Origin of the sequence: Acetomicrobium hydrogeniformans ATCC BAA-1850 (assembly GCF_000160455.2) — a bacterium.
Classification (GTDB): domain Bacteria; phylum Synergistota; class Synergistia; order Synergistales; family Acetomicrobiaceae; genus Acetomicrobium; species Acetomicrobium thermoterrenum.
The window spans coordinates 777,878-802,746 of sequence record NZ_ACJX03000001.1; the positions used below are offsets into that span (position 1 = coordinate 777,878).

The 24,869-nt window shown below is 49.9% G+C and carries 24 protein-coding genes; 1 reads left to right on the forward strand and 23 read right to left on the reverse strand.

Annotation, left to right across the window (positions count from 1 at the left end; translation table 11 throughout):
* Positions 1-82: 82 nt before the first annotated feature.
* The 15 genes from gcvPB to HMPREF1705_RS03855 all read right to left on the reverse strand — a co-directional run bounded on the left by gcvPB (position 83) and on the right by HMPREF1705_RS03855 (position 16,339).
* Positions 83-1,540 (reverse strand): aminomethyl-transferring glycine dehydrogenase subunit GcvPB, encoded by a 1,458-nt coding sequence (gene gcvPB, locus HMPREF1705_RS03785; protein WP_009202224.1) that lies wholly within the window; start codon positions 1,538-1,540, stop codon positions 83-85.
* Positions 1,537-2,880, reverse strand: a complete 1,344-nt coding sequence (gene gcvPA / locus HMPREF1705_RS03790) for an aminomethyl-transferring glycine dehydrogenase subunit GcvPA (RefSeq protein ID WP_009202223.1) — start codon at positions 2,878-2,880, stop codon at positions 1,537-1,539. Before gcvPA ends, gcvPB begins: the two co-directional genes overlap by 4 nt.
* Positions 2,880-3,275 (reverse strand): glycine cleavage system protein GcvH, encoded by a 396-nt coding sequence (gene gcvH / locus HMPREF1705_RS03795; RefSeq protein WP_009202222.1) that lies wholly within the window; start codon positions 3,273-3,275, stop codon positions 2,880-2,882. The genes gcvPA and gcvH overlap by 1 nt, the downstream gene beginning before the upstream one ends.
* A 35-nt stretch (positions 3,276-3,310) precedes the next feature.
* Positions 3,311-4,408: a glycine cleavage system aminomethyltransferase GcvT gene (gcvT, locus tag HMPREF1705_RS03800; protein WP_040348912.1), complete on the reverse strand. Its 1,098-nt coding sequence runs from the start codon at positions 4,406-4,408 to the stop codon at positions 3,311-3,313.
* A gap of 112 nt (positions 4,409-4,520) precedes the next feature.
* The gene (locus tag HMPREF1705_RS03805; protein WP_009202220.1) at positions 4,521-5,888 is read right to left on the reverse strand and encodes a V-type ATP synthase subunit B; all 1,368 of its coding nucleotides are present in this window, start codon (positions 5,886-5,888) and stop codon (positions 4,521-4,523) included.
* 5 nt (positions 5,889-5,893) lie between these two features.
* A complete protein-coding gene (locus tag HMPREF1705_RS03810; RefSeq protein WP_009202219.1) occupies positions 5,894-7,672 on the reverse strand; it encodes a V-type ATP synthase subunit A in 1,779 nt (592 codons plus the stop codon).
* Between the two features lie 13 nt (positions 7,673-7,685).
* Complete coding sequence (locus HMPREF1705_RS03815; RefSeq protein WP_009202218.1) at positions 7,686-8,303, reverse strand: V-type ATP synthase subunit E family protein; 618 nt, start codon at positions 8,301-8,303, stop codon at positions 7,686-7,688.
* Positions 8,300-8,611: a V-type ATP synthase subunit F gene (locus HMPREF1705_RS03820; protein ID WP_009202217.1), complete on the reverse strand. Its 312-nt coding sequence runs from the start codon at positions 8,609-8,611 to the stop codon at positions 8,300-8,302. Before HMPREF1705_RS03820 ends, HMPREF1705_RS03815 begins: the two co-directional genes overlap by 4 nt.
* A gap of 1 nt (position 8,612) precedes the next feature.
* Positions 8,613-9,017, reverse strand: coding sequence for an ATP synthase subunit C (locus tag HMPREF1705_RS03825; protein ID WP_040348815.1), 405 nt, complete (start codon positions 9,015-9,017; stop codon positions 8,613-8,615).
* A gap of 24 nt (positions 9,018-9,041) precedes the next feature.
* Positions 9,042-11,006 carry a V-type ATP synthase subunit I gene (locus HMPREF1705_RS03830; protein WP_040348813.1) on the reverse strand — a complete coding sequence of 655 codons (1,965 nt, stop codon included), beginning with the start codon at positions 11,004-11,006 and terminating at the stop codon, positions 9,042-9,044.
* Positions 10,997-12,091: a V-type ATPase subunit gene (locus HMPREF1705_RS03835; RefSeq protein WP_009202214.1), complete on the reverse strand. Its 1,095-nt coding sequence runs from the start codon at positions 12,089-12,091 to the stop codon at positions 10,997-10,999. Before HMPREF1705_RS03835 ends, HMPREF1705_RS03830 begins: the two co-directional genes overlap by 10 nt.
* The gene (locus HMPREF1705_RS03840; protein WP_009202213.1) at positions 12,088-12,432 is read right to left on the reverse strand and encodes an ATP synthase subunit B family protein; all 345 of its coding nucleotides are present in this window, start codon (positions 12,430-12,432) and stop codon (positions 12,088-12,090) included. The genes HMPREF1705_RS03835 and HMPREF1705_RS03840 overlap by 4 nt, the downstream gene beginning before the upstream one ends.
* A gap of 18 nt (positions 12,433-12,450) precedes the next feature.
* Positions 12,451-13,074 carry a V-type ATP synthase subunit D gene (locus HMPREF1705_RS03845; protein ID WP_040348811.1) on the reverse strand — a complete coding sequence of 208 codons (624 nt, stop codon included), beginning with the start codon at positions 13,072-13,074 and terminating at the stop codon, positions 12,451-12,453.
* 32 nt (positions 13,075-13,106) lie between these two features.
* On the reverse strand, positions 13,107-15,293 hold the full coding sequence (locus HMPREF1705_RS03850) for an FAD-dependent oxidoreductase (RefSeq protein ID WP_009202211.1): 2,187 nt from the start codon (positions 15,291-15,293) through the stop codon (positions 13,107-13,109).
* Between the two features lie 35 nt (positions 15,294-15,328).
* Positions 15,329-16,339 (reverse strand): alpha-hydroxy-acid oxidizing protein, encoded by a 1,011-nt coding sequence (locus HMPREF1705_RS03855; protein ID WP_057940690.1) that lies wholly within the window; start codon positions 16,337-16,339, stop codon positions 15,329-15,331.
* Positions 16,340-16,420: 81 nt separating this feature from the next.
* On the opposite strand from HMPREF1705_RS03855, the gene ade reads away from it, so the two are divergent.
* Positions 16,421-18,214: an adenine deaminase gene (gene ade / locus HMPREF1705_RS03860; protein WP_057940691.1), complete on the forward strand. Its 1,794-nt coding sequence runs from the start codon at positions 16,421-16,423 to the stop codon at positions 18,212-18,214.
* A gap of 72 nt (positions 18,215-18,286) precedes the next feature.
* Here ade and HMPREF1705_RS03865 read toward each other — a convergent pair whose 3' ends face one another.
* The 8 genes from HMPREF1705_RS03865 to HMPREF1705_RS03900 all read right to left on the reverse strand — a co-directional run bounded on the left by HMPREF1705_RS03865 (position 18,287) and on the right by HMPREF1705_RS03900 (position 24,845).
* On the reverse strand, positions 18,287-19,270 hold the full coding sequence (locus HMPREF1705_RS03865) for an ornithine cyclodeaminase family protein (protein WP_057940692.1): 984 nt from the start codon (positions 19,268-19,270) through the stop codon (positions 18,287-18,289).
* 15 nt (positions 19,271-19,285) lie between these two features.
* Positions 19,286-20,227 carry an MBL fold metallo-hydrolase gene (locus tag HMPREF1705_RS03870; RefSeq protein WP_057940693.1) on the reverse strand — a complete coding sequence of 314 codons (942 nt, stop codon included), beginning with the start codon at positions 20,225-20,227 and terminating at the stop codon, positions 19,286-19,288.
* A gap of 125 nt (positions 20,228-20,352) precedes the next feature.
* Positions 20,353-21,510 (reverse strand): NAD(P)/FAD-dependent oxidoreductase, encoded by a 1,158-nt coding sequence (locus HMPREF1705_RS03875; RefSeq protein WP_057940694.1) that lies wholly within the window; start codon positions 21,508-21,510, stop codon positions 20,353-20,355.
* A gap of 1 nt (position 21,511) precedes the next feature.
* The gene (locus HMPREF1705_RS03880; RefSeq protein WP_057940695.1) at positions 21,512-21,802 is read right to left on the reverse strand and encodes a (2Fe-2S)-binding protein; all 291 of its coding nucleotides are present in this window, start codon (positions 21,800-21,802) and stop codon (positions 21,512-21,514) included.
* The gene (locus HMPREF1705_RS03885) at positions 21,799-22,314 is read right to left on the reverse strand and encodes an NADH-quinone oxidoreductase subunit I (protein WP_057940696.1); all 516 of its coding nucleotides are present in this window, start codon (positions 22,312-22,314) and stop codon (positions 21,799-21,801) included. Before HMPREF1705_RS03885 ends, HMPREF1705_RS03880 begins: the two co-directional genes overlap by 4 nt.
* Positions 22,311-23,420: an NAD(P)/FAD-dependent oxidoreductase gene (locus tag HMPREF1705_RS03890; RefSeq protein ID WP_057940697.1), complete on the reverse strand. Its 1,110-nt coding sequence runs from the start codon at positions 23,418-23,420 to the stop codon at positions 22,311-22,313. The genes HMPREF1705_RS03885 and HMPREF1705_RS03890 overlap by 4 nt, the downstream gene beginning before the upstream one ends.
* Positions 23,417-23,749: a (2Fe-2S)-binding protein gene (locus HMPREF1705_RS03895; RefSeq protein WP_057940698.1), complete on the reverse strand. Its 333-nt coding sequence runs from the start codon at positions 23,747-23,749 to the stop codon at positions 23,417-23,419. Before HMPREF1705_RS03895 ends, HMPREF1705_RS03890 begins: the two co-directional genes overlap by 4 nt.
* A gap of 178 nt (positions 23,750-23,927) precedes the next feature.
* A complete protein-coding gene (locus HMPREF1705_RS03900; protein WP_057940699.1) occupies positions 23,928-24,845 on the reverse strand; it encodes a glycyl-radical enzyme activating protein in 918 nt (305 codons plus the stop codon).
* Between the last annotated feature and the right edge of the window lie 24 nt (positions 24,846-24,869).

A 24,869-nucleotide genomic window follows, 5' to 3' on the forward strand; every position in this document is an offset into this window, starting at 1 on the left:
TACCCCCTTTCTCAAATATTTAAAGGCGCCTCTTGCGCCATTATATTACGGCAAGAGACGCCCTTCGTCCGGATTTACGAGTTTACGCTTCGAAGTCCCATTTCACCACGGGTCTTTTGGCTGCCGTCACTTCGTCCAATCGCGTAACAGGAGTGTTCTTCGGTGATTCCTTTACAAGGTCGGGGTTTTCTTCCGCTTCTTTTGCGATAGAAATCATCGTCTCGGCAAAGGCGTCCAGCGTCTCGACGCTTTCCGTCTCCGTGGGCTCTACCATCATGGCCTCCGGTACAATCAGCGGGAAGTACACGGTCGGTGGATGGAAACCGTAATCTATTAGCCTCTTTACCATATCAAGAGTAGTGACGCTCGTAGCTTTCTTCTGCCTGTTGCCGGAGATGACGAATTCGTGCTTGCACCAACGATCGAAGGGAAGTTCAAAATAATCTCTAAGTTTTTTCAAGAGATAATTCGCGTTCAAGACGGAGCATTCGGCAATTTCCCTCAAGCCCTCAGGTCCCATGGTCAAAATGTAAGCGTAAGCTTTAACCATTACGTTGAAGTTACCATAGAAGGACCTTACCTTTCCGATGGAAAGGGGCCTATCGTAATCGAGATAGTATCTTTCGCCCTCCTTTTCCACAGTGGGAACAGGCAAGAAGGGTACAAGTTCCTTTGTAACAGCTATCGGTCCCGATCCCGGCCCGCCTCCGCCGTGGGGAGTGCTGAAGGTCTTGTGAAGGTTCAAATGTACTACGTCAAAGCCCATGTCGCCCGGTCGCGCCTTCCCTAGATTTGCGTTGAGGTTGGCCCCGTCGTAATACAAAAGACCGCCTGCGTCGTGTATTATCCTGGCAATTTCGGTTATCCTTTCCTCGAACAATCCGAGCGTATTGGGGTTCGTCAGCATGATGCCGGCCACTTCGTCGCTCATCAGTTTCTTTAGATCTTCGACATCCACGTTTCCGCGCTCGTCGGATTTCACTTCCAGCACTTCGAATCCCACCATGCTGGCCGACGCAGGGTTCGTGCCGTGAGCCGAATCGGGTATTATGATCTTCTTCCTCTTGCCCTCTCCCCTCTCTTCCAGGGCGGCCTTTATGATCATCAAACCCGTCATCTCGCCATGAGCACCTGCAGCAGGCTGTAACGTGGCCCTATCCATGCCGGTTATCTCGCACAACATCTTCTCCAGGTCGTACATGAGTTTCAGCGCGCCCTGTACCGTCTCCTCCGGCTGATAGGGGTGAAGCCGCAAAAAACCCGGCAGGCGCGAGACGGCCTCGTTTATCTTCGGGTTGTACTTCATCGTACATGACCCTAAGGGGTAAAAGCCTAAGTCGACGGCGTAGTTGAGTTGAGATAACCTGGTAAAATGTCGAACTACGTCGACCTCAAATACCTCGGGCAGCCTGGCATCGATCTTTCTCGCGAATTTTTCCGGGATTTTTTCGCCGGCTTCAGGCACATCACAAGCAGGAAGAGAGTAAGCCTTCCTTCCCGATTTACTCAACTCAAATATGAGCTCAACGGGCTTTTTCATCGCACTTCACCCCCTGCGATCCCGACAAACCTGTCGATCTCTTCTTTTGTCCTGCGTTCTGTCACGGCGATCAGCCAGCCGTTTTTGATCTCCGGGTACTGCCCGGAAAGATCGTAGCCCCCGATAAAACCTTCCTTTAGGAGCTTCTCGTTGATCTCCTTTACCGGCTTGGGAGCGATGAGGACGAACTCTTTGAAGAAGAAAGCGTTGAAGGCGCGCTTAAAACCCCTCTTTACGAGCTCATCCATTGCGTAGTGCGCCTTGTTGTAACAAAGTTTAGCTACTTCCTTAAGTCCTTCCTTTCCCATAGTGCTCATATAGACCGCACCCATCAGGGCGCATAAGCTCTGGTTGGTGCATATATTGGAGGTTGCCTTTTCGCGACGTATGTGCTGCTCTCTAGCCTGCAGTGTCAAGACGAAACCACGACGACCTTCGGTATCTACGGTCTGTCCGACTATGCGTCCCGGCATTTTCCTCAAAAGTTTCTCCGTCGCCGCCAAAAAGCCAAAATGGGGGCCACCGAAGGATGCCGGATTGCCGAGGGCCTGTCCCTCACCAGTAACGATATCGGCTCCCAGTTTTCCCGGGGCTTCCAATAGTGCTAGAGATATGGGGTCAGCACTTACGATAAGCATGGCACCCTTAGAGTGAGCCAGTTCCGCTATGGACGCCAAGTCTTCGATAACGCCGAAGAAGTTTGGACTTTGAATCATGATTGCCGCAACTTTGTCGTTCAATTTACCCTTAACGTCCTCTAGATCAACCTGTCCGTCCTTGTATCCGAATTCCTCTACCTCAACTCCCCTAAAATGGGTGTATGTCCTTAAGACCGATCTGTATTCGGGGTTTACCGCTTTAGAACAAAGTACCTTTTCCCTTTTGGTCGCAGAGCAGGCCATGAAGGCAGATTCGGCGAAGGAAGAGGCGCCATCGTACATGGAAGCATTGGTCACGTACATACCTGTAAGCTCACATATCATGGATTGATATTCAAATATCGCCTGCAACGTCCCCTGACTTATTTCCGGTTGATAGGGAGTATAGGCAGTGTAGAATTCTCCCCTCGATATAATCGCGTCGACTACGGAAGGAACGAAATGATCGTAAACGCCCGCTCCCAAAAAGCAAGTGCAGTTGCCCAAATGCAAGTTCCTGCCGGCCAATTCCTGCGTATGTCTGACCAAACAGTCCTCTGCTAGGGGCCCCGGTATATCGTAATTTCTCTCCATTCGCACCTCTTTGGGAATATCCTCAAAGAGTTCGTCCACAGATTTGATTCCAAGGGCCTCGAGCATCCTCTCCTTATCTTCACGCGTATGGGGGATGTAATTCCACATTATCCCATCGCCTCCTCCTCTTCTTCGCAATGCTTGGCGTAGCTTGCGGCGTCTAAGAGAGCCTCCACCTCCTCAGGATTATTCATTTCGATCGTGGCGATCCAGTTCTCATAGGGATCCTCGTTGAGTAACCCCGGCTCATCTTCGAGAGCATCGTTTACTTCGGCTATTTCTCCCGAGACGGGAGAATATACATCGGAGGCAGCTTTGACCGATTCTATAGAACAAAGCGCCTCTCCCGCCTCGACCAGTGAACCCACTTCAGGAAGCTCGACGTAAACGATATCGCCTAGGTGCCCCTGGGCGAAATCAGTAATTCCGACGTAAGCTTTATTGCCCTCCACTCTCACCCATTCGTGCGTTTTCGTATACTTTAAATTTTCCGGTATGTTCATGACTCGATGCACCTCCTGCTTCTTTTTTGCTTCTTTTACTTTTTGTAACGCCTTTTGTAGAAAGGCGTCTCTACCACCTTGGCAAGCCTGTCCTTTCCCCTTATATCGACATGCACTTCTCGACCGATTTCTACATAATCGATATCCAACAATGCCAGAGCAAGATACTTTTCAAGCGACGGGGCATACGAACCTGATGTTATCACACCAACACTTTTGCCCTGTGACTTCACCTCGTAACCATGCCTCGGTACGCCCTTCTCGACCATCTCAAGGCCAGCTATCTTGCGCTTTAAACCCTTCTCCTTTTGTTCCAGGAGGCTCGCTCTCCCAATAAAATCTTCCTTGGACAGCTTAACGAAGAAGCCCAGACCGGCCTCAAGGGGAGTTATATCCTCCGACAGCTCCTGTCCGTACAAGGGCAGGCATGCCTCAAAACGCAAGGTATCTCTTGCCCCAAGTCCCGCCGGGACCAGGCCTTCTTCCTTTCCGGCTTTGAGCAATTCGTCCCAAATATGACCTGCATCGCCAGGCAGCAGATAAAGTTCGAAGCCGTCCTCGCCGGTGTATCCAGTCCGCGAAAGCAAAAGGTCCACACCTCCCACCGATACACGGTCCTTAAAAGTATAGAATTTCATTTCATCCAAAGCGACATCGGTAAGCTTTTGAAGTATGCCCTCTGCTTTAGGGCCTTGGATAGCTATCTGAGCGTATGAATCCGATACGTCTTCCGCCTTGACGTCGAACTTTTTCGATTTATCAACAATCCATTGGTAATCCTTATCTTTATTGGCAGCGTTTACGACCAAGAGGAAGCGATTTTCATCGTACATATATATCAACAAATCGTCTACAACTCCGCCATGTTCGTAGCACATAGGAGAATACATCACCTTACCCGGGACCAACTTAGTTACGTCGTTGGTTACGAGGTAATTGATGAACTTCAAAGCGTCCTTACCCTCGACAGTTATTTCCCCCATGTGAGAGACATCGAACAGGCCTGCTGCCTTTCTGGTAGCCAAATGCTCTTCGACTATGCCGCTGTATTGCACGGGAAGGGCCCATCCAAAGAAATCTACCACACGACCGCCCAACGCGACGTGTTTCTCGTAAAGAGGCGTCTTTCTCATTTCTCTCTCCTCCCTTTTTTCGTATTTCATCCATCTGCTTCTTATTCGATTACATCGAAGATGTACCATATATCATAGCATAGTGGCAATTGACAGGTAATATCTCAATTAACTATTTTAGCCTGGCATCGGCTTCCTCTTTAGATATTCTGGTGAGTTCATTGCGGGGCAACATCTTCAGCAGCTTCCAGCCAATATCTAGGGATTCGCTAATATCTCTATCCTCATCGTAGCTTTGTTTTATAAAGGAGTTCTCGAAGGACCTCCCAAAATCCATGTAGGAGATGTCTATTTGGCTAAGCTCGTCTTCCCCGATGACGCTCGCCAGAGCCCTGACGTCTTGGACCCTGCTGTAAGAAGCGTACAGTTGGCTTGCAAGGTCAGGATGGTCTTCTCTGGTGTAGCCCTTGCCTATGCCGTCCTTCATGAGCCGCGAAAGGCTGGCCAATACATCTATGGGAGGATAGATTCCCCTGGAATCCAGCTCCCTCGATAACACGATTTGACCTTCCGTTATGAATCCCGTGAGGTCTGGGATGGGGTGGGTAATATCGTCGTTGGGCATCGTGAGGATCGGGATTTGTGTCAGGCTTCCCTGGATCCCCTTCAAGACCCCGGCTCTTTCATAGAGGGAAGCAAGGTCGCTGTACATATAGCCCGGATAGCCCTTACGGCTTGGCACCTCGCCTTTGGCGACACCTACCTCCCTTAAGGCCTCACAGTAGTTCGTAATGTCGGTCATGATGACCAATACGTGCATATTGAGCTCGAAGGCCAGATACTCTCCCACGGTCAGGGCAAAGCGCGGCGTGGCTATTCGCTCGATGACGGGATCATCGGCAAGGTTTAAGAAGACAACCATGTTTTTGGTGCGCCCCTTCTCGAAAAGTTCCTCCATAAAGTAAGCTGCATCATCTCGTTTCACGCCTATCCCTGCAAAAACGACGGCAAAGTTTTCCTCCCCTACCAACTGGGACTGGTTGGCAATCTGCACGGCAAGCTTGTTGTGAGGTAGCCCGTTTCCCGAAAATATGGGAAGTTTCTGCCCTCTGATGAGTGTGGCCAATACATCTATGGCCGATATCCCCGTTTGAATGAAGTTTCTGGGATATACCCTTGCCATGGGATTTAAAGGAGATCCGTTAACATCCCTGCTATAGGCAGAATAAACGGGCCCGCAATCGTCCCTCGGTTCGCCCAAACCGGAAAACACTCTGCCGATAAGCGCAGGAGATAGTTTCATCTCGAGAGGCCTCCCTAAAAACCTTACGGCAGTCGTTTCTGGAACCAGGTCCGAAGTGCCGCTGAAAACCTGCACCAACGTGGCATCTTCGCCGTTCAAAACAACCTGTCCCAACCTGTGATCGCCGTTTTTCATCCTAATTTGAGCAAGCTCTCCAAAGCCCACGTCTGGTGTTCCTTTAAGCAGGACAAAGGGCCCATATATCTGGTCTACGCCCATGTGATCTATCAAGGGCATCGATATCACCTTCCCCTTGCAGCCAAACGTTCGCTGCCGGTCTTTTCCATGAAAGCATCAAGTTCCTCCCGTATTTTAGGCAGTTGAGCTTCCAACTCCTCTGACGATAACTCTTTGAGATGCACGAGGTTTGCCACAGTATCTCCTCCTCTCAGAAGGGAAAAGGGCACCCCCTGCCTGATCAAGGCGGAAGCCCTGTCGTAAAAGTGCATTATCAAAGAAAGAATGGCAAAACCCTTCGAAGGAGGCGAAAAGGAATCCGGACCAAAGGCGCCCTGCTGCAAGTAGCCGTTTTTAATCAAATAAGAAGTAAAGGCAACCAATCTCTCGCTGTCGGGCAATACATCCTCGCCAACAAGACGCACTATCTGCTGGATCCTTTCGTCTTCTGCTAATAGGTCCTTGGCCTTTTTTCTGAGCTCGCTCCAACCGGTATCCACATTCAAGGAAAACCAGTCTTCGACCTCGCCAACATATTCGCTGTAGGAATCCACCCAGTTGATCGCAGGAAAGTGCCTGGCATTGGCCAAGCTTTTGTCCAGCGCCCAGAAACATCTCACGAACCTCTTGGTATGCCTTGTTACGGGCTCAGTGAAGTCTCCGCCAGGAGGCGATACGGCACCGATTATTGTAACGCTTCCCATGTCGCCGTTAAGCGTTACCACCCTACCTGCCCGCTCATAGAATTCAGCAAGTCGGCTTGGCAGATAAGCGGGAAACCCCTCTTCAGCCGGTATCTCTTCCATCCTTCCGGAGATCTCCCTCAAAGCTTCCGCCCATCTCGATGTCGAGTCGGCCATCACGGCCACATCGTATCCCATATCCCTGTAATATTCGGCCATGGTAATGCCGGTGTAGATGGAAGCTTCCCTTGCGGCCACAGGCATGTTTGACGTATTTGCCACCAATATGGTCCGCTCCATCAATGGCCTGCCCGAGCGGGGGTCTTCCAATTCAGGAAACTCCTCCAGGACATCGGTCATCTCGTTGCCTCGCTCCCCGCAACCTATGTACACCACAACTGTGGCCTCGCTCCATTTTGCCAACTGATGTTGAGTTACTGTCTTTCCCGTGCCAAATCCACCGGGGATGGCCGCGGCGCCACCCTTAGCGATCGGGAAAAATCCGTCTATGACGCGCTGCCCTGTTATGAGGGGCTCTTTGGGCGTCAGGTGCTGCCTGCATGGCCTAGGCACCCTAACGGGCCAACGCTGTACCATAGGAATCTCTATCTCCTGGCCACGGCTATCCCTTACTTTAGCCACAGTTACGTCTGCTTTAAAGGTTCCCTTTGGCAGCACGAAGGTAAACTCGCCTTCTAGGCCCGGAGGGACCATTACCTTATGGGAAACCAGAGGGGTTTCTTTTATAGTTGCTATGACGGTTCCCGAAGTTGCGATATCTCCAACTTTCACTTCGGGTTCTAATTCCCACGTCTTTTCGGTATCTATCTGAGGAACTTTTATACCTCTGGGGATGAAAATGCCACCCTTCTCATAAAGCGCCCCCAAAGGTCTTCCCACTCCGTCAAATATGTTGCCTAGCAATCCGGGCCCAAGGGCGATGGAAAGCGGTTCTCCCCTGCCGAATACCGGCTCACCCGCTTTGAGTCCTTGAGTATCTTCGTAAACCTGTATTGTGGCCTCATCTTCATCGATGCGTATGATTTCGCCCATCAGTCGCATTTCGCCCACATAAACCATCTCGTGCATAGCAAATTCACGTATGCCCCTGGCTTTGACCACAGGACCGTTTGTCATGATAATTATGCCCTGCTTTTCCAATTTCGTTCCTCCCCTATTGCCAAATCGTCATCAGCCTTTCAGTCAACGTATCGCTCATCTCGACGACCTTAGTCTGCCAATCGGAGTTGACCTGCCGGTTGCCCCTGTCGTCGATCAACCACAGCCCCCCAAGTATAGGGGCTGGAGCGGAGTCAAACCTCATATCGATTTGAGGACGAAGCTCCTCGCTTTTAGATACGATCCTTTCTCCGAGGGGAGAATCTATCGCCGCAAGCCTCAAAGACCCCTTCTCAAGATCGACAAGGGCCTCTTGAGCTTCCAAAAGGAGGCCAAGGAGTATCATCCAATGATCTTCTCTGGACCTCAAGGCAACGAGTTCGTCCAAAAACACGGCCTTGGCCTGGGTGATCAATCTATTCTGAAGGCGCAGCTTTTCCCTGGATACCTCCCTTTCGGCGGCCAGCAACTCCCGGCGTCTTATCTCTTCGGCCCTACGACGGGCATCGTTTATTATCAGATCGGCCTCCTGATCGATCTTGACCAATTCTTGAGAAAGCCATTCATCGGCTTCCCGTTGAGCCTTTTGCGTTATCCTCATGACCTCGGCTTCTGCCTTATCCAAGATGAGATCTCTCAAAGCACCCAATTTCTGCGTATCTACGTCAGTCACTCTATCTTCACCCCGATCGCTTCATGGAGGTACTTGGTCAGAAAATCGGCCTCTCTCGTCGTTCCGTGCCTATCGGGGATCTCAACCACCAGGGGAAGCTTTGCCTTTTCCCTGATTTCCTTGATAAGATCTGGGATTGTCGCAGCCGCCTTTTCGGTGATGAGAAGTATTCCTACGTCCTCCATCTGCAGCGCTTCATTTACGGCCTTCGCAGTCTCTTCAGATCCGTGTGCTTCCACTCCGGAGACCCCTGCAAGACGCATCCCGACGATGGAATCGTGATTATCGCTGATCAAATGTGCCCTCATTTCACATCCTTCCCAGTATCAAGAGGGCTATGATAAGACCGTAAATGGCGATCCCTTCGGCCAGCCCCAAGAAGATCAAGGTCGAACCTAGCATCTCCGGCTTTTCGCCCACAACCCCCAGAGCCGATGATCCCACAATGGCCACTGCAATGCCTGCCCCCAGACATCCAAGGCCGGCCGACAGAGCAGCTCCAAGATACCCCCAGCCTGAAACGCTCGCTGCATCACCCTGAGCGTAGCTTACCGTCGGAAATATGGTCAAACAAAAGCCAATGCCCATGGCCAATGCCGTCAAAAATACGAAAGCCCTCAAAAGCCCTTTGCTATTCCTTGCCTTTCTTTTGCCCATGATCGCTCCTGTGCAGACCAAAAGGACAACCGCCATAACGACCAACTTAACTCCCATAACGTTCATCCCCTTCTTGAAAGATTACATTTGACTACGGCTGACAGACTCGCCGGTCTTTTCCCATCTGACGGGCTTGAAAGAAACGCCGCCACCCTTATAGAACTTGCTGAAGAACTCGTAGTATTCCAACCTCAACGTCTGAATGAACACGATAAGTCCTTCCAGGCCAATTATCACGACGTTGCCTATAACCAATATGGCTATCTTGGCAAAGAGTCCTCCCGGCAATGAAGTAACCATATCGGACAGCATGAACACGGCCAGCGATAACCCCACATGGTTCAAAGCAAAGGCGGCCAGACGTAAAAAGGAAATTGTATTACTCAAGAAACTCAACAGATTGTGGAATACTTCAAAAAGGTATAATCCTCCACTCTCATTTGCTGAAGAGGAAATCCTCTCCTTCAACAATATCCTGGCCAAAAGGTCTCTCAATATAATACATGTCAACAGGACACAAAGGAGAGTTGCCACCACCCAACCCGGTATAGGCAGGGGTTTATGGCTCATCACCGCATATATTGCCCATGCTGCGGTAAGATAAAATATCAAACCGGCCATCCCTCTTCCGTCGAACAACATTCTTCCGAAATCCCGCTGCCTATAACAAAGTATCATGTTTAGTATCATGCCAATCGTTACTATGGAAACGCCTATGACGAGCGAAAGGGACAGCATCTTGCCCATATCCTTCATTGGAGACATCCAAATAGCTGGTATTATGTCCTCGAAACCAAAGATGCTGCCGTAAAGAAAGCCAAAAAGGACCGAACTGCATGCAGCTGCCTTAACCACCGTGCCGAGGGACTTGCTCATCTTGCGTTTCTTTTGCAGCAGATGGGCAAGCAATCCCAAGACTAAGCCATGTCCTACATCCCCGAACATGAAACCGAAGAAAAGACAAAAGGTGACGGCGACAAAAAAGGACGGGTCAATTTCTCCGTAAGAAGGCAAGCTGTACATGGCCACGACGTGCTGGAAAGCCCTAACAAGCGGCAGGTTTCGCAGATACGTAGGGACCCTGATCTCGCTATAGGGAAGGTTCTTTTCCTCCTCGATCATTACCGTTGTCCTCGGCGCCTGATGCTCGATCAAGCTTTTAAGCTGTGCTAACATGTCCTCGGGTATCCATCCCGAGAGCACGTAAATATCGCCTATCTCACCCCTTCCCTTACACAGGTCATATATACGCTGCATGGTATAAACGGAGGAGTAAAGCTTTTCCAGCTCTTTCCTGCGCTTGTCCAAATAATCCTTTGCTGCCTTGGACAGGCCTTCTATGGCTCTAATTTTATTGTCTATCCTTTTTTGTAACGCTTCCGCAGGATTATCCGAAATTGTTTTTAATACATCATCTATGGAATAACCCTTGAAATAGACGGAATCTAAAAGCTTTTCTGCACCTTCTTTATATTCAGGAATGGCGAAGGCCAACATCCACGTTTCGTGGTGCCAGCTGTACAGCTTCATGACCAGCATTGGCACGCTCTGGCTGCTTTCTTCTAAGCGCTTGAAGTTTTCGTCGGATAATTTGCCGAAGAACATCAACAAGTTCTGCGTATCAAGAAGCTCTTTCGGATCCATCTTGTTTTTAATCAATGCTTCGGCACAGACTAATATGGCTTTTAATTCATCCACTTCCTCCTGAAGAGATGACTTGCGCTCCGCCCAAAGTCGTAACTTTTCCGTTATTTTGCGAACCTCTGCCCTCATTCTCTCGTAGGTTTGTTCTTTCGTTACGGGTACGGGATGCGCTTCAGGAAGGCTTTCGCCAGCTGCCTGCCAGACGTAGGCCATCTCGGATAACAGTTCGTCATACGGATTGTCGGTGGAAGTCTTTACTTTCGACCGCAGAGATCGATCACCCAATATGAGATCGAGCGACAGAGGTTGAAAACCTCCAAGCAGTATCATTTGGTTAGCAACATATTCCATTTCATCCTTTGGCCCTATCAGTGTAACGGCCAACATCCTTATTATCGCCAAGATAAAGCACCTCCCGGTATCAGAGGGCGTGCCAAAAAGGCTGCGGCAATTCGCCTGTTATAATCGTACCTCACGTCCTCGATGATGGTAATAATATCACCGACCTCAAGCTCCAACAGCATCAAATAGGCAATCACGGTATGAAAAGAAGGAGATCCACTGCGAAAGGTGGATAAAGCCCTTTCGCGTAAGAACCTCTTCATATCCCTTTCCAAGGCAAGCTCGTCGTTGGGCGGCTCCGTACCGAATGCACGCAAGTAATGAGTGGTAGATAAGACGGACCAAAAGGACTCCATGTCCTCAGAAGAAGCTAACCTGTTTATCGTCGGCCCCTTTATCTTAAAGCGCACAGGGAGCAGGCGGTTTACGATCTCCTCGCGATTCATGACGTAAAAGCGCTTAGCTCTGTAACAAAAGTAGATGTTGAGGATATCGATCAAATTTCCCAATAAATTCAATACTTCAGTGCGTTCTAGGATGGGCAAATTCAGGGCTGCACGATATATATTAGAGATCACATGAGCATCTACGGCAGATTCGCAGGAGTACAAGTTCCCCCTGCCTTTGAGCAACCAATCCACGGGTTCCCTCAGGACTGGATAATACTTCGTGGCCTTTAACGTCTTTATGAACTCCTCGAAGTCTTTGCAGGAAAGCAATGCGTCGAAGGGCAGAGTTACAAAAGGCAGTCCTTTAAGGCCCGACCTGAGAGATTCCCTTTCGCCTCTACCGGCAAAGAGCCATCGCATGACCTGCTTCAGCAATCCCGCCTGAAACCTCTCAACCCAGGCCTTCAAAAAAGCCATCCTTGCGCCGTTCAAATAGGGCAAAAAGGAGGCGGAGACGTACAGTGGAACGGCCAGCAGAGCGTGTTCCAGCTCAGCCCTGTGGACATTAGCCAACACGATCGTCTCCAGGTAGGGGGCATAACCCTCCTTCCTCCTCAGATAACCCGCTATTTCCTGAGGCGAATCGCACTCGAGCAAGGCCCAAAAGTCGTTATCGTCTAGCATCTTTCCAAATAGGACGTGGGCCTTTGCTCCCGTAGCTACACATTCGCCTGCGGATACGGGAGAGTAGCTCATTGACCTCTCGCCTTCTGCAAATAGGCGTTAACCAATTCGGCTACGAGTCCTTTTATTACGGCTGGAGCGTTTTCGTTAAACCTCTTTTCCATTCTCTCTAACTCCTGCCGACCCAACGCTTCGATCTGTTGAGCTTCGGTCTGGGCGGAGGCCCTTGCAGAATCTACTATGGCCTTTGCCTGTTCTCTGGCTGCCTTTAATCTGGCCTCCCTCTCGGAAGCTGCTTTGCGCTTAGCTTCTTCTTCTATTTCTTCTGCCTTTCTCTTTGCTTCTTCTGTGATATTTTTTGCTTCGCTGTCGGCGCCCAAAAGCATCGCCAAAGCTTCCTGTATAGAAGCCATCTTTCATGCTCCTTTCCTTCACTTCTTCTTTTCTAAATTTTCCTTCGCCTTTTTCATCCGTACGATGTCTTCCCTTTCGCCCTCTTCCAACACGTTTTCGATATACGCTATGGAGGATTTGTAGAAGGGAATGGCCACCTTTTCCAGTGCATTTACTCTTTTATGCGTCTTTTTAATTTGCACGGCCAACCTGTATACGCTCGTCTCCACAGCAGCCAATCGGGATATAAGCTCGAGCACTCTCCTGAAGGCGCTGTAGGCTATATCCAGAGAGCCCGAAGTGCCGTAAAAGGAATAGCTTGGTTTTAGAGAGGCATCTACGGGATCGATCTCCGGAATCTCGACTCCCATGATGGATTTAAGCCTTATGATGAAATCCTCTTCCTCAGGAACTGCCATGGCGATATCCTCTACGACGTCTATACCCATAGATATATTCGCCCTTTCCAAGGCCTTATAGGCATCGGCAAAGACGGATGCCATCTCCCTTTGCAAATCCTTAGCATCATCTATATGTTTGACCAACTCCATCATGAGAATTTGCCGTTTTCTCTCGAGCAGGTCGTGTCCTTTTTGCGCCAGGGACGCCGTGCGGATCATTCGCATCAATGCGCCTCGAGTCGGCGTAACTTTAGAAGCCACTATCCACCAGCTCCTTTAAAGGCTTGCCTTTGCTAATTCGTCAAGACCTCCATGACAATATTTAGGGCCTCTCCTCTGGTAAGGCCTTCTTCTAAATCCCTTTTATCAACGGACAGAATCGGAGATAGCTTTTTATGGGCCCACGAGATCTTATCTTCTTTCGTGGTAATGGGCTTAGGCTCCTCGGAGGGGTAAAGCGCTCGACATAAAGCGAAAATAAATTCTCCCCTTGGGATGGGCTCTTCGCTCATACCGTTATGTAAATCAACTTTTCCTTGACCTCCCAGGTCATCAAGTATAGCACTAAGAAATTCCTTTGCAACTTCCCAGCTCAAAGGCTCGTCCACTCCAAAAATTCCCTTGGTGCGGCCTTTTCGGGAGGCTTGTAAAATGTCATTGTAGTTATCGATCCTCGAGGCTGCGAGCGTTGGTAAGCTCTTCGGCTTCATCCAACCCCTAACAGTCGCCATCTGAACGGCTGCCCAGTGGGGATGGCTTTCTGGAACGTCTGAGTAAACACAAAGGGCCAGCCTATCCTTTGCTTCCAATAAAGTTTTCTGTACCTTCATGACATTAACATCTCTGGGCTGCACGCCCTCTTTTACTGCAAGTGCCGCTATCGCACCAACCGCCTGCCCGGTGAGCATGGTTATCGGCTGAAGCCTCAGCGCCCCCGAAGCCAGACGGGTAACGGACAGGTTCTTCTCCGCCACCAGGAATCCGTCCGTCTCCTTCGGAATAAATATCTCGAAGGGAACCTGGAAGGGTCCCAAGGGCTTGTTTTTGGCTATAGACTCCCTGGTTTCGCCGAATTCCGCCTCTAGCTGCTCCGTTTCATCGGCGCCGTGCAAATCAAGCACGTAACGACCTACGGCAAGCGAGCTTCGCAATTCCCTGCCCTCGTTTCTCATGTAACTCTCGGAGTTTTCCCTAATTTCGCGGGACGTCAACGTCTTTATTCCCACAACTCTTCTGCTTTCCCGTACGTAAGGGCGGGGAGGAAAGTGTTTTGCAATCTCAGCGTACTCGGACGGGAGGTGGTCCTTAACGTTCTCGTATGTCGCTTCCGACTCGAAGATGTCAGATGCTACAGACCAATCGCAACCGAGCTCGTTTTGCAGGTAATAGATAAACCCAATGGTTACAAGCATCGCCCTGGCATCCGCTTCTTTCCTGAAAGCCGGATCCTCGAGGTATGTCACAGGAAGGCCGGTTTTCCCCTTATACCCCTCCTTGCCTGGGTAGTCGTTAGCCCAATTAACCTCTGTCTTGGTCAGCATAAGCCAGGTTAAGGGGCTGGAGGCATCGGCGTTTCCGCGGGCAAGGCTGTCTGGCAACCCTCTATAGGCGTTGTGCGTTAAAACGTCCACGGGATATTTAAGGGGGTATCGCTTGAAGGTGGAGCCATCCCTAGCTACATAGGACATGAAGGTCTTTCTCATATCTTCGTATCCCGGCGGCGGGGTCTTTACTTTAAGCTCATCGGGCACGCCGCCGGGATAGTGTTTTATTACGGCTACCCAAGTAATGTCCTGCACTCTTGCGTCTTCATCAAAACTTCTCGACTCGCTGTCAACTAAATTCTTCCCGACTCTATAATCGGCTCCAGCAAGGGGGAGTAAATCCCCATATTCTGTGGCATCTATCAAGACCTTGCTATAGCATAAAAGCTTGGTTCCGCCCGCCTCTGCAACTATGCCCGTGACTGTTTTGCCGTCGCCCGACTTCAGTACGCTACGCACCTTGGCTCCTGTATAAAGGTCCAAAACGCCGGGCTTCTTATCCCAGGTCGTCTTCCCTTCCCTTACCTCTTTGATCATATTGGCCAACACGTACTCTCCAACATGGGGCTCGAAGGCTACTGTTATGGGAGTCCAGTAGCATGTCCCCACGGACTTGCCTCGAGAGGAGTAGTATTCAAAAATTCCTTCAAGAAATTCTCCGTAAATGCCCCATCTAGTGCCGTACATATCGTCCATTGTGGAGACAGCGGAGGCGATCATTTGGCCCCCTAAGACCGTGGTCTCCTCAAATACCGCCACCTTGACGCCAAGACGAGCCGCCTGAATTGCAGCCCCAAGCCCTCCTGTTCCGGCACCAACCACGATGACATCGTAATCCCTTTTCTCTAAAGCATCAGCCGAGCTTGAAAAGGACAGCATAACCACCAAAATAAAAACTAACCAAAGAAAAGGAAAGCGCCCTTTTTTCTCTCTCATGATCTTCCCTCCGTATAGCTTACCTTATCGGTGCATTATAGAGCCAGCAAATCAGTCGAGGCTTCTGCAATGCTCTGACAAGATGTAAGTATCATGGCCACACTCAGTTCATCAGCCAACTTTTCGTACAAAAGCCTTACTCCATCCCTGCCACCTCCAAAGGCGCCCCACACGACGGGACGTCCTACCAACACGGCACGGGCACCTAAAGCCAAAAATTTCAATACGTCGGAACCACTTCTGACGCCACCATCTGCCAACACCACACACCTATCCTTTATTTTTGAGGCAATTTTAGGCAATACAGAAACAGTACCGGGAAGATCATCCAATACCCTGCCGCCGTGATTCGAAACTACGATGGCACCGGCACCGGCATTATAGGCAGCTACCGCCTCTTCCTCCGTCATTATGCCCTTAACGATCACGGGAAGAGCTGTCTTGCTGCATATCTCCTCCAAAACCTTGCAACTTATGGGTCCTACATATTCCCCCGACTTTCTCATGTTGACCAATCCGGCTGCATCCACGTCGATCCCAACGGCCAAAGCTCCGGCCTCTTCGGCAATTCTTATTCGTCTAATTATCTCGTCAAGTTTTCTTGGCTTTATAATGACAATCCCTTTCCCAACCTCAGTCAATGCATCTATCGTGTTTTCGTAGAGATCTCCCGGCCCGTCTCCAATCATTGCGATGGTACCCGCATCCAATGCCCCTTCAAGTTGGGCCTTGGCAAACTCCTTTTCCTCTATCCTGCCGGAGAAATTTACTCTGGCGCCTGCCACAGCTGCGCCGATCACGGGCAACGCCAATTTTTGCCCGAAAAGCTCAACGCCGATGTCGGGTTTATCCACCCCATGAATGGCTTTCATCCTAAACTTGATCTCGCGAAGCGCTTCATAATTATTTTTAGCGCTGCCTCCGGTGTCTATGCCGCCTATGCCCGGCACTTTTCCGGCACAGGCCTTCATGTCACAAATCGGACACAGATGGCAAATTCCCCTCAAAGCCTCTCTGGCATTTACCAAAACCTCATCCCATTTCATATTCGCACCACCTTGCTTTGATTTGGCTTATAATAATATTAATACTATTTTAAACTAAGGCGCAAAAAGGAGTGACCGCTTATGTCGAAGTTTTTAGAAAGACATGCCCTTCACGAGATTACACGCGACCTAACGCTTGCAGCTCAAGGGAAACTCAAGGCAGATACCGTGATAAAGGGAGGACTTGTGGTAAACGTCTTTACGAAGGAGATATTACCTGCAGATGTAGCCATATACAAAGGACGCATCGTCCTCGTCGGGAAAGCGGATCACACGATCGGCCCAAACACGAAAATTATAGACGCTTCGGGATTTTATTTGACACCAGGACTTCTTGACGGCCATATGCATGTAGAATCCAGCATGGTCACGGTGACGCAGTTTGCCAGGGCAGCGCTTCCTTGCGGCACTACCACCATCTTCATGGATCCCCACGAGATAGCAAACGTCTTGGGACTAAGGGGCGTCAAACTAATGGTGGACGAGGGCAAAAATTTGCCTCTAAAAGTATTTGCCACCATGCCGTCGTGCGTGCCATCGGCACCGGGATTTGAGGATGCCGGAACTGTCATAACGCCAAGGGAGATAGCCGAGGCCATGAAGTGGGACGAGGTAATAGGCTTGGGCGAGATGATGAACTTTCCCGGCGTGTTAGCAGGTGACGAAAATGTGCACGAGATGCTTAAAATAACGATGCAGTCAGGAAAGGTCGTAACCGGGCATTACTCCATACCTGAAACGGAAGTAGGCTTGCAGGCTTATGCGGCCTCAGGCGTGGCATCTTGCCATGAAGGCACAAGAAAAGAGGATGCCCTGGCCAGAATGCGTCTGGGCATGTACAATAAGATGCGAGAGGGGTCGGCCTGGCAGGACATAAAGGCCACTATCAAGAGTTTGACCGAGACCTTCGTAGACGACAGAAGGGCATTGCTCGTCACTGACGACACTCACCCTCACACCATACTGACGCTTGGCCACATGAACCACGTAGTAAAAAGGGCCATCGAAGAGGGCATGAACCCCATAAGCGCCATACAGATGGCTACTATAAACACCGCCGAGTGCTTCAGGGTAAGCCACGAAATCGGAGCTATTGCTCCCGGAAGATGCGCCGATATTCTTTTCCTTAGGGATTTGGCCGATTTTAACCCTGAGATAGTCATGACGGACGGAAAGATCGTTGCCCGGGAGGGCAAGTTGACGACGGAAATAAAAGCTTTAAACTATCCCGATTGGGCTTTAAACTCCGTGAGAATAAAACGCGAGCTTTCCGCGAGCGACTTCGAGATCAAATACGGCGGGCCTGAAAAGGAAGTAACTATCAGGGTAATTCAAGTGGTCGAGGCGAGGGTAAATACCTTTCACAAAACTGCGAAGCTTAAGGTTCACGACCAAAGGATAGAAGCCGATCCTTCCCAAGACCTGGCCAAGGTCGCCGTTGTAGAGCGTCACGGCGGACCCGGCAACATGGGGATTGGCTTTGTCGGGGGATTTGGCCTGAAGCGGGGGGCAGTGGCTTCCACCGTGGCACACGACAGCCATAACCTTTTGATCATGGGCACCAACGACGCCGACATGGCCTTTGCGGGAAACGTCCTGCACAAGTGCGGCGGCGGCATGGTCGCCGTATGCGACAGCAAGGTGCTGGCCTTGGTAGAGCTTCCCATAGCAGGCTTGATGTCAGATAAACCTGTGGAAGAGGTGGACGCCCATGTCAAGGCCTTGGACGAGGCATGGCGGAAGCTAGGATGTACCATGGAATCACCCTTCATGACCATGGCTCTGCTTTCGCTTCCCGTAATTCCGGAGCTTCGAATAACCAACAGGGGATTGGTCGATACCTTGAACTTCAAGTTCGTAGACCTGATCGTCTAGTCAATAAGTCGCGGCGAAGGCTTAACCTATATTTTAGCCCTCGCCGCGCGTAAATTATAGTTTAATATTTTACTATATCTCAATCCACTGGCCGATGCCTTTGTCTAAAGCCTTTTCATAGGCCAATTGGGCTGCCATAACGTCGTGACTTGCGATGCCCATAAGGACAGCACTGCGACGGCCTTTTCTTACTGGAGTTTTCAAACCTGCACAAAGTTCGCCCACGTCCGCGTAGATTTTATCTTTTGTCGGATAGCCGTCCTGGAAGTAAACTCCCTGCTTTTGTGTCCAAAGGTATTGGCCGGAATCGTCGCACACGAACACGTCTGCCTCCGCCATTACGGGAGCGCAAAAGGACGAGTCGTAGTCCACGGCAATGGCCAGCACGTCTTCCTTGAGACATTCGACGCGAACGTACCTTTTCGGGTCTTCGACAATCGGGGTACAGGTAACGACGATATCTGCACCGGTTACTGTTTCCTTTGGATTATCGCAGGCCACAAATTCGCATCCTTCATAGAGGGATGACATATCTTTAATATACCGCTTCGTCTGTGAAGGCATCACGTCGTAAACTCTGACCTGACGTATTTCTTTAAAGACTTCCATAAGGGCCATCAAATTCATCCTTCCCTGAACTCCCAAGCCTATGACTGCAATGATCTTCGAGTCGGGGTCGCCCAGGTATTTGGCGCACACGGCAGAGGCGGCCCCTGTGCGATAGGCCGTGATCCAAGACGCGTCCATTATGGCCTTTACCAGCCCCGTATCGCTTTCGTTCAAGCACATGATGCCGCTTATATAGGGAAGTCCCTTCTCTTGGTTGGACGGATAGCCTGCTACCCACTTGATGCCTGAAGCATCAACCTCCCCTCCTATGTAGCAGGGCATGGCATGGATAAAACAATCCTTTCTAGGATGTATGCCTATCTTCGCGGGCACGCTCACCTTGCCTTCCCCCTTTAGCCTAAACCCGCGCTCCACGGCTTCTATAATGTCGGCCATCTTTATGTTCAGCTCCTCAAGGGAGCTTCTGGAAAGCAGCAAAGATCTCATGTCAATCTCCTCCCCTTATATTGTTTTGGACAGGTAATCCAAAAAGCCATTGACCGAAGAAAGGATGTTGCCCATTTCGCGAACCTTGATGTCCTCGGGCAAATGCGAGAAATCGCTCAAAAGAGGATCCCGTTCAATTAAATAATACGCTACATCCTTCGGGTCGACGGACAATCCCTGATGGTCTGATAGGTAGTCGAGAATCAGATCGTTCCAATACAAGAGTTGTCTTTCCTCCAAATCGAGGAACTTATTTACTTCATCAGTATAACCAAAGTGAGCATAGCACATAATGCCTGCGTCCAAAGCCTTTAACTCCTTTATGCTTGAAAGAGCGCTGTCAAGGTAAAACTTCGGAGGCGTCGCCGGGCGCAATATAAACGTGCCATCGCTAAGTCCAGGGTAGGCGAACCCCCTTTTGTAATACGTTCCTGCCGCTTCTCCTGCGAAGAGGATCTTCGACCCAAGATCGTAAAGAAAGGAATAATGATGGGATGCATGACCCTGTGTTTCAATCTTGGTTATGCGATCCAATCTGACATCTTCCGGTAAAAAGCAAGACTCTTTTACGGGAATGGGCCTTCCGTAGGCCAAAGCCACGTCGCCCAACACATCAACGCTTGACTCCCAAAGTCGATCCGGGTTTACCAAATGCCTCTTGCCCTTTGGATGCACCAAAACCTTGGCAGAGCCAAATGCTTCAAGCAGCTGTCCCAGCCCTCCCGAGTGGTCGAGATGTACGTGCGTCAGTAAAATCAAATCCAGCTTCGATATGCCAAGTTCCTCAATATTCTTCACCAAAACGGGCACAGTCGAAGCCGGACCAACGTCGACCAACGAGACCCTATCCAAAGTTTTGTCCACGATGAGCCAGCTGCTTAAGAAATGATGAAATCCCTGGAGGTTGTCAATGGGCAGATCTATCAAGGTGATATTTACGCCTTCTCCAATGTTCAATGTAAACCTGCCATGCGCAAGCTTTTCGTCGGCTATTTCAAGTCATCCTTTCTTCGTATAAAATTTGGAGATATCATGATTTAGATTTTATTCATGATATCTCCTTTATTTTATCCCTTATACTACTATACTACGGCGGGCTCCTCTATCAATTCGCCCCTTTCGAAACGGTCATAATTCAATACATCGATCGGGATGGAGCTCGTTCCCGTGACGATAAGCTCGGCAAGGAGCTTGCCTGAAATGGGACCGAACATGAACCCATGCCCCGAAAAGCCCGCGGAGATGTAAAAGCCCTTCACTTCTTTAGACTCGCCGATGACGGGCTGCTTATCAGGCGACATGTTGTACATGCCGGACCACTGCCTTACGACCCTTACTCCTCCAAGTTTGGGAAGCAACCTTACTATCACCCTTGACATATGTTCCAAGAAGTTCCATGTATTGCCGAGGGAGTAATCCTCAGGATGCCCTTCGGGACTACATCCTGCGATTATCGAGCCTATTGGCCGCTGCTGTATGTAATAGTTTCCCGAAAAGCTCATGAGCATGCAGGGACAAACCCCGAATTCGACAGGCTCCGTGACCAATATCTCATGCCTTTCGGAGTAAAGGGGAAGGTTTATCCCTGCCATGGCAGCGATATGCTGTGCGTAAGGGCCGGCCGCATCCACGACTACCGGGGTATCTATCTCTCCCCTTGTCGTAACGACGCCTTTAACCTCACCGTCTTTTACCTTTATGCCCGTACATTCGGTGAACTTATAAAACCTTACTCCTCTCTCGCTTGCAGCCTTGTGGTAGGCTATGGTCGTAAGAAAGGGATCGGCATGGCCGTCTCTGTGGTGATAGGTAAACCCAACGGCATCTTCTGCCGAAAGGGTCGGGCATATCTCGTATGCCTCTTCTTTGCTCACCACCCTTGAGGTGATGCCCAAGCTATTTTGAAGTGCCACATTTTTCTTCAACTGTTCAAATTCACTTTCTTTATAAGCAACCATGAGGTAGCCACCCTGATGAAGGCCTATGTCCATTCCGAGCTCTTCTTTTAGGTTTTCTAATATCTCAAGGGAAGCCAATCCCAACTGACAGTTCATCTTCGTTCCCCACTGAGCCCTGATGCCGGCGGCACATCTTCCCGTCGAACCTGCCGTTGGAGTATCCTTTTCGAGAACGACGACATCTTTCACGCCCAACTTGGCCAAATTATAGGCTATGGAACACCCCTGAATACCAGCGCCTATAATTACGACATCGGCGCTCCTTTTCCACTCTTCGGCCATCTTATTCGCCCCCTTCTTTCTTCGCTAGCAGTTCCAGTTTCACCGGTTTGGAAGGCGGGCGAAAGGTTCCCGGATCGACCTGACTTATCGGAACATTTTTCATCTTGGCTATCTCCCTCAAGATGATCTCCCTGCATCCTCGACCCTGACAGGGGCCCATCCCTACTCGCAGGATGTATTTGAGCTCGTCGAAGGTGTCGTACCCTCTTGCGATCCAGTCCCGTATTTCCCCCATGGTTATCTCTTCACATCTGCATACGATTACGTTTCTTTCCTTTTCTTCTTCTGTCATCTGCTCCTCACCACCCTTATGGCCCTTATCTCCATCACAAGGGATTTGGGCACCACCACGTGTACGACCTTGGTCTTATCCTTCCAGGGCTCCACGACCTTCAACACTTTTCCCTTAGAAACGACCTTGCCCTCGCGATTTAGGCACTCGACCTCTTCTCCTTCATTAGGCAACGGTAACATCTCATAGGGCAGCTTAAGTAGGGCCTCTTCGTCGCCACCGTAAGTTAAATCTGCGACGAAACAGGCAAGCCCGGGACATTTAGCAACGCACATAGCGCATCCTGTGCACTTTTCGTAGTCAATCTGCGGGGTATCATTTATGTCGGCAAATTCCTTTATCGCACCGGTGGGACATCCCGTATGGCAGGGGTTGCAGGGAATCCTCTGGGGACATTCGACGATGACCAAACCGTTTTTTTTGCTCTCCCAAAGTTTTTTAGGCGGTTCATGCTGCTCGTACATCTCAGGGGGCAATACCCCGCTGTTATAAAGACCTTCGCTTTTGCTCATCTTTCCATACCTCCAGAGCTTTCCATCAGAACCTGTGCTATGCCCTCTCTTATCTTGGCGCTGGCTTCTCCATTTCTCAAAGCGTTAAGCCTTTCCCAATAGAGAGCGGACTTCTCGCGATACTCTTTATCCTCAACATAACCCAGTTCATGAGCTATGCTCAATCCCGCAATACGCCCTTCCACCATGGCACTCGAGGCTTCCTCTATGCCTGCAGCGTCGCCGGCTACCCATACGTTCGGGTTGGTCGTGCGCATCGATCTGTCACGAATTGCGACGTGTCCGCAAAGCTGAGGTATGTATTTCATCTCACATCCCGCTTGCCATAAAAGCTCACACGTGGGATTCAAACCAACTGCCATGCATATGACGTCACAATCGACGTGGATCTCCTCCCCTATAAAACCACAGCCTGGACTTATCTGCTGTATTATGGCACCTTCTACTACGTCTTTACCCAAGGCCTCTTTGATGGAATGCTCCAGTAGGATGGTAACGCCCAATCTTCTGACCTTGGCTGCATGCACCCAGTATCCACCTATCCTTGGCATCGCTTCAACTATGGCCGCTACTTCTACGCCCGCTTGCAGCAACTGGTAACTCACGATAAGACCTATGTTGCCGGCACCTACCATCAAAATTCTCTTGCCGGGCACAACCCCGTAGACGTTCATGAGCGTTTGTACCGCTCCGGCTCCGTAGACGCCTGGGAGGTCGTTGTTTGGGAAGGGAATCAGGCGTTCTTGGGCTCCCGTGGCCACCAAGATCTTCTTGGGCAAAACCTTAAAGTAATTTTCCTCGCCCTCCATGCAGCTGACCACGCCGTCATCCTTGTAGTAGCCCAGGGCCGTGCAATTGGTGTATGCTTCTACTCTGTTTCCGTAGCTTTTCAACTCTTCCAGAAGCACGTCGGATATGACAAAACCTCTCGTTCCAGCACGCTCAAAGGAAGAGCCGAAAAATTTGTGCGTCTGTTTGATAAGTTGCCCTCCAAGCCTTAGATCGCTATCTACGATCATCACCTTAGCGCCGTAGGATGCCGCCTCGGCAGCCGCAGACAATCCGGCAGGCCCTCCTCCTATCACTAAAACCTCGGTATTTTTCACTTCGGATCACCTTCGTGATTGAGCTTAATTTTCCCCTTGCCCCGCTGCACTTCGATGCGCATTCCCTCTTTCAACGGAGTTATACAGGTTCGCACGTTAGGCACTCCATCCACGACCATAAAGCAGGAAGAGCACTTGCCTATGGCGCAAAAAAAGCCGCGAGGCCTTTTCATCTCGGGCGTCTCGCGGTATACCCTAATCCCGTTGGCATGAAGGGCCATGGCTATAGGTTCCCCTTCGAAACCTTCCAGTTCCCTCCCCTCGAAGGTGAACTTAACCAACCTGCCATGGCGAAACTCCAGTACCGGGTGTTCCCTGATCAGTTCCAAGCTTGCCACCTCCTGCCATAATTTATGTTCAGCATATGATTTTCAGATTATTATTGATTTAAATTATAATTTAACTTCAATCATTTGGGTATAGTATTATCTACGAGAAAAAAACCTCGAAGCTGTCATAGGGCTTTAAGGTTCTTGTAAAAACCCAAATAGGCTTTGTAATAAAATACTAAACCTTTACGTACAATCCCATGCCTTCAAATCTTTCCTTGATCGCAAGCAGCCTTTCCCGCGAAGGGGATTTGTGAACCGTCATCTTGTAGTCCTTGTCGAGCCTGTTGTACTTCTCGCTTATGTCGTGAAAGGGAAGAAGATCTATCTCCTTTAGGCCTTTCATGGATGAGATAAATTCCGCCAATGCCTCTACGTTGTCAGCTGTGTCAGTTATTTCAGGGATGACTGGAAAGCGAATTATGACATCTTTAGCCCTGCCATGATCTACCAGAAAGCGCAAGTTCTCCTTGATCTGAGCGTTCGATACGCCCGTGTATTTGATATGTTCCTTTTCGTCGATCAGCTTAAGGTCATACAGAAAAAGGTCCACATAATCCGCGACCGAAGCCAAAACTTCCTGCGGCGCAAATCCAGACGTATCAAGTGTCCTATGAATGTCTATTTTTTTGCATTCCTTCAATACCTCAAGCAAAAACTCATGCTGATACAACGGCTCGCCACCGGAAAAGGTGACTCCGCCGCCCGAGTTATCGAAGTAGAGGACGTCTCTTTCTATCTCCTTCATGAGCTCGCCCACGGTATACTCCTTTCCTATGAGCTTCAAAGCATCGCTTGGACAGGCCGCGGAGCAGCTACCACAGGCGATGCACATAGATCTTCTAATGATCGGTATACCATCGAATTCTATTGCTCCCATGGGGCATACATGGGCACAGGTGTCACAGTGCATGCACTTATACTCGAAATACATCAACTCCTTGCCAGAGTCTATCCCCTCAGGGCTATGACACCACCAGCACCGCAAAGGACATCCCTTGAAGAACACGGTCGTTCTTATGCCAGGTCCATCGTGTATGGAGTACCTTTGAACGTCGAATATCAATCCAAGGCAACTGTTCTTTACTTCATTCATTTGTCGTAGTTTTCTCCTTATGAT

Coding starts and splice junctions, on each gene's coding strand:
- HMPREF1705_RS03850 (WP_009202211.1), bottom strand. CDS start 15,293: ATGAGAGAGAAAAAAGGGCGCTTTCCTTTTCTTTGGTTAGTTTTTATT.
- gcvPA (WP_009202223.1), bottom strand. CDS start 2,880: ATGTGGAATTACATCCCCCATACGCGTGAAGATAAGGAGAGGATGCTC.
- HMPREF1705_RS03840 (WP_009202213.1), bottom strand. CDS start 12,432: ATGGCTTCTATACAGGAAGCTTTGGCGATGCTTTTGGGCGCCGACAGC.
- HMPREF1705_RS03900 (WP_057940699.1), bottom strand. CDS start 24,845: ATGAATGAAGTAAAGAACAGTTGCCTTGGATTGATATTCGACGTTCAA.
- HMPREF1705_RS03875 (WP_057940694.1), bottom strand. CDS start 21,510: ATGGCCGAAGAGTGGAAAAGGAGCGCCGATGTCGTAATTATAGGCGCT.
- HMPREF1705_RS03855 (WP_057940690.1), bottom strand. CDS start 16,339: ATGAAATGGGATGAGGTTTTGGTAAATGCCAGAGAGGCTTTGAGGGGA.
- HMPREF1705_RS03885 (WP_057940696.1), bottom strand. CDS start 22,314: ATGAGCAAAAGCGAAGGTCTTTATAACAGCGGGGTATTGCCCCCTGAG.
- HMPREF1705_RS03820 (WP_009202217.1), bottom strand. CDS start 8,611: ATGAGGGCACATTTGATCAGCGATAATCACGATTCCATCGTCGGGATG.
- HMPREF1705_RS03805 (WP_009202220.1), bottom strand. CDS start 5,888: ATGCCCTTGATAGATCACATGGGCGTAGACCAGATATATGGGCCCTTT.
- gcvH (WP_009202222.1), bottom strand. CDS start 3,275: ATGAACATACCGGAAAATTTAAAGTATACGAAAACGCACGAATGGGTG.
- HMPREF1705_RS03880 (WP_057940695.1), bottom strand. CDS start 21,802: ATGACAGAAGAAGAAAAGGAAAGAAACGTAATCGTATGCAGATGTGAA.
- HMPREF1705_RS03835 (WP_009202214.1), bottom strand. CDS start 12,091: ATGAGCTACTCTCCCGTATCCGCAGGCGAATGTGTAGCTACGGGAGCA.
- HMPREF1705_RS03825 (WP_040348815.1), bottom strand. CDS start 9,017: ATGGGAGTTAAGTTGGTCGTTATGGCGGTTGTCCTTTTGGTCTGCACA.
- gcvT (WP_040348912.1), bottom strand. CDS start 4,408: ATGAGAAAGACGCCTCTTTACGAGAAACACGTCGCGTTGGGCGGTCGT.
- gcvPB (WP_009202224.1), bottom strand. CDS start 1,540: ATGAAAAAGCCCGTTGAGCTCATATTTGAGTTGAGTAAATCGGGAAGG.
- HMPREF1705_RS03865 (WP_057940692.1), bottom strand. CDS start 19,270: ATGAGATCTTTGCTGCTTTCCAGAAGCTCCCTTGAGGAGCTGAACATA.
- ade (WP_057940691.1), top strand. CDS start 16,421: ATGTCGAAGTTTTTAGAAAGACATGCCCTTCACGAGATTACACGCGAC.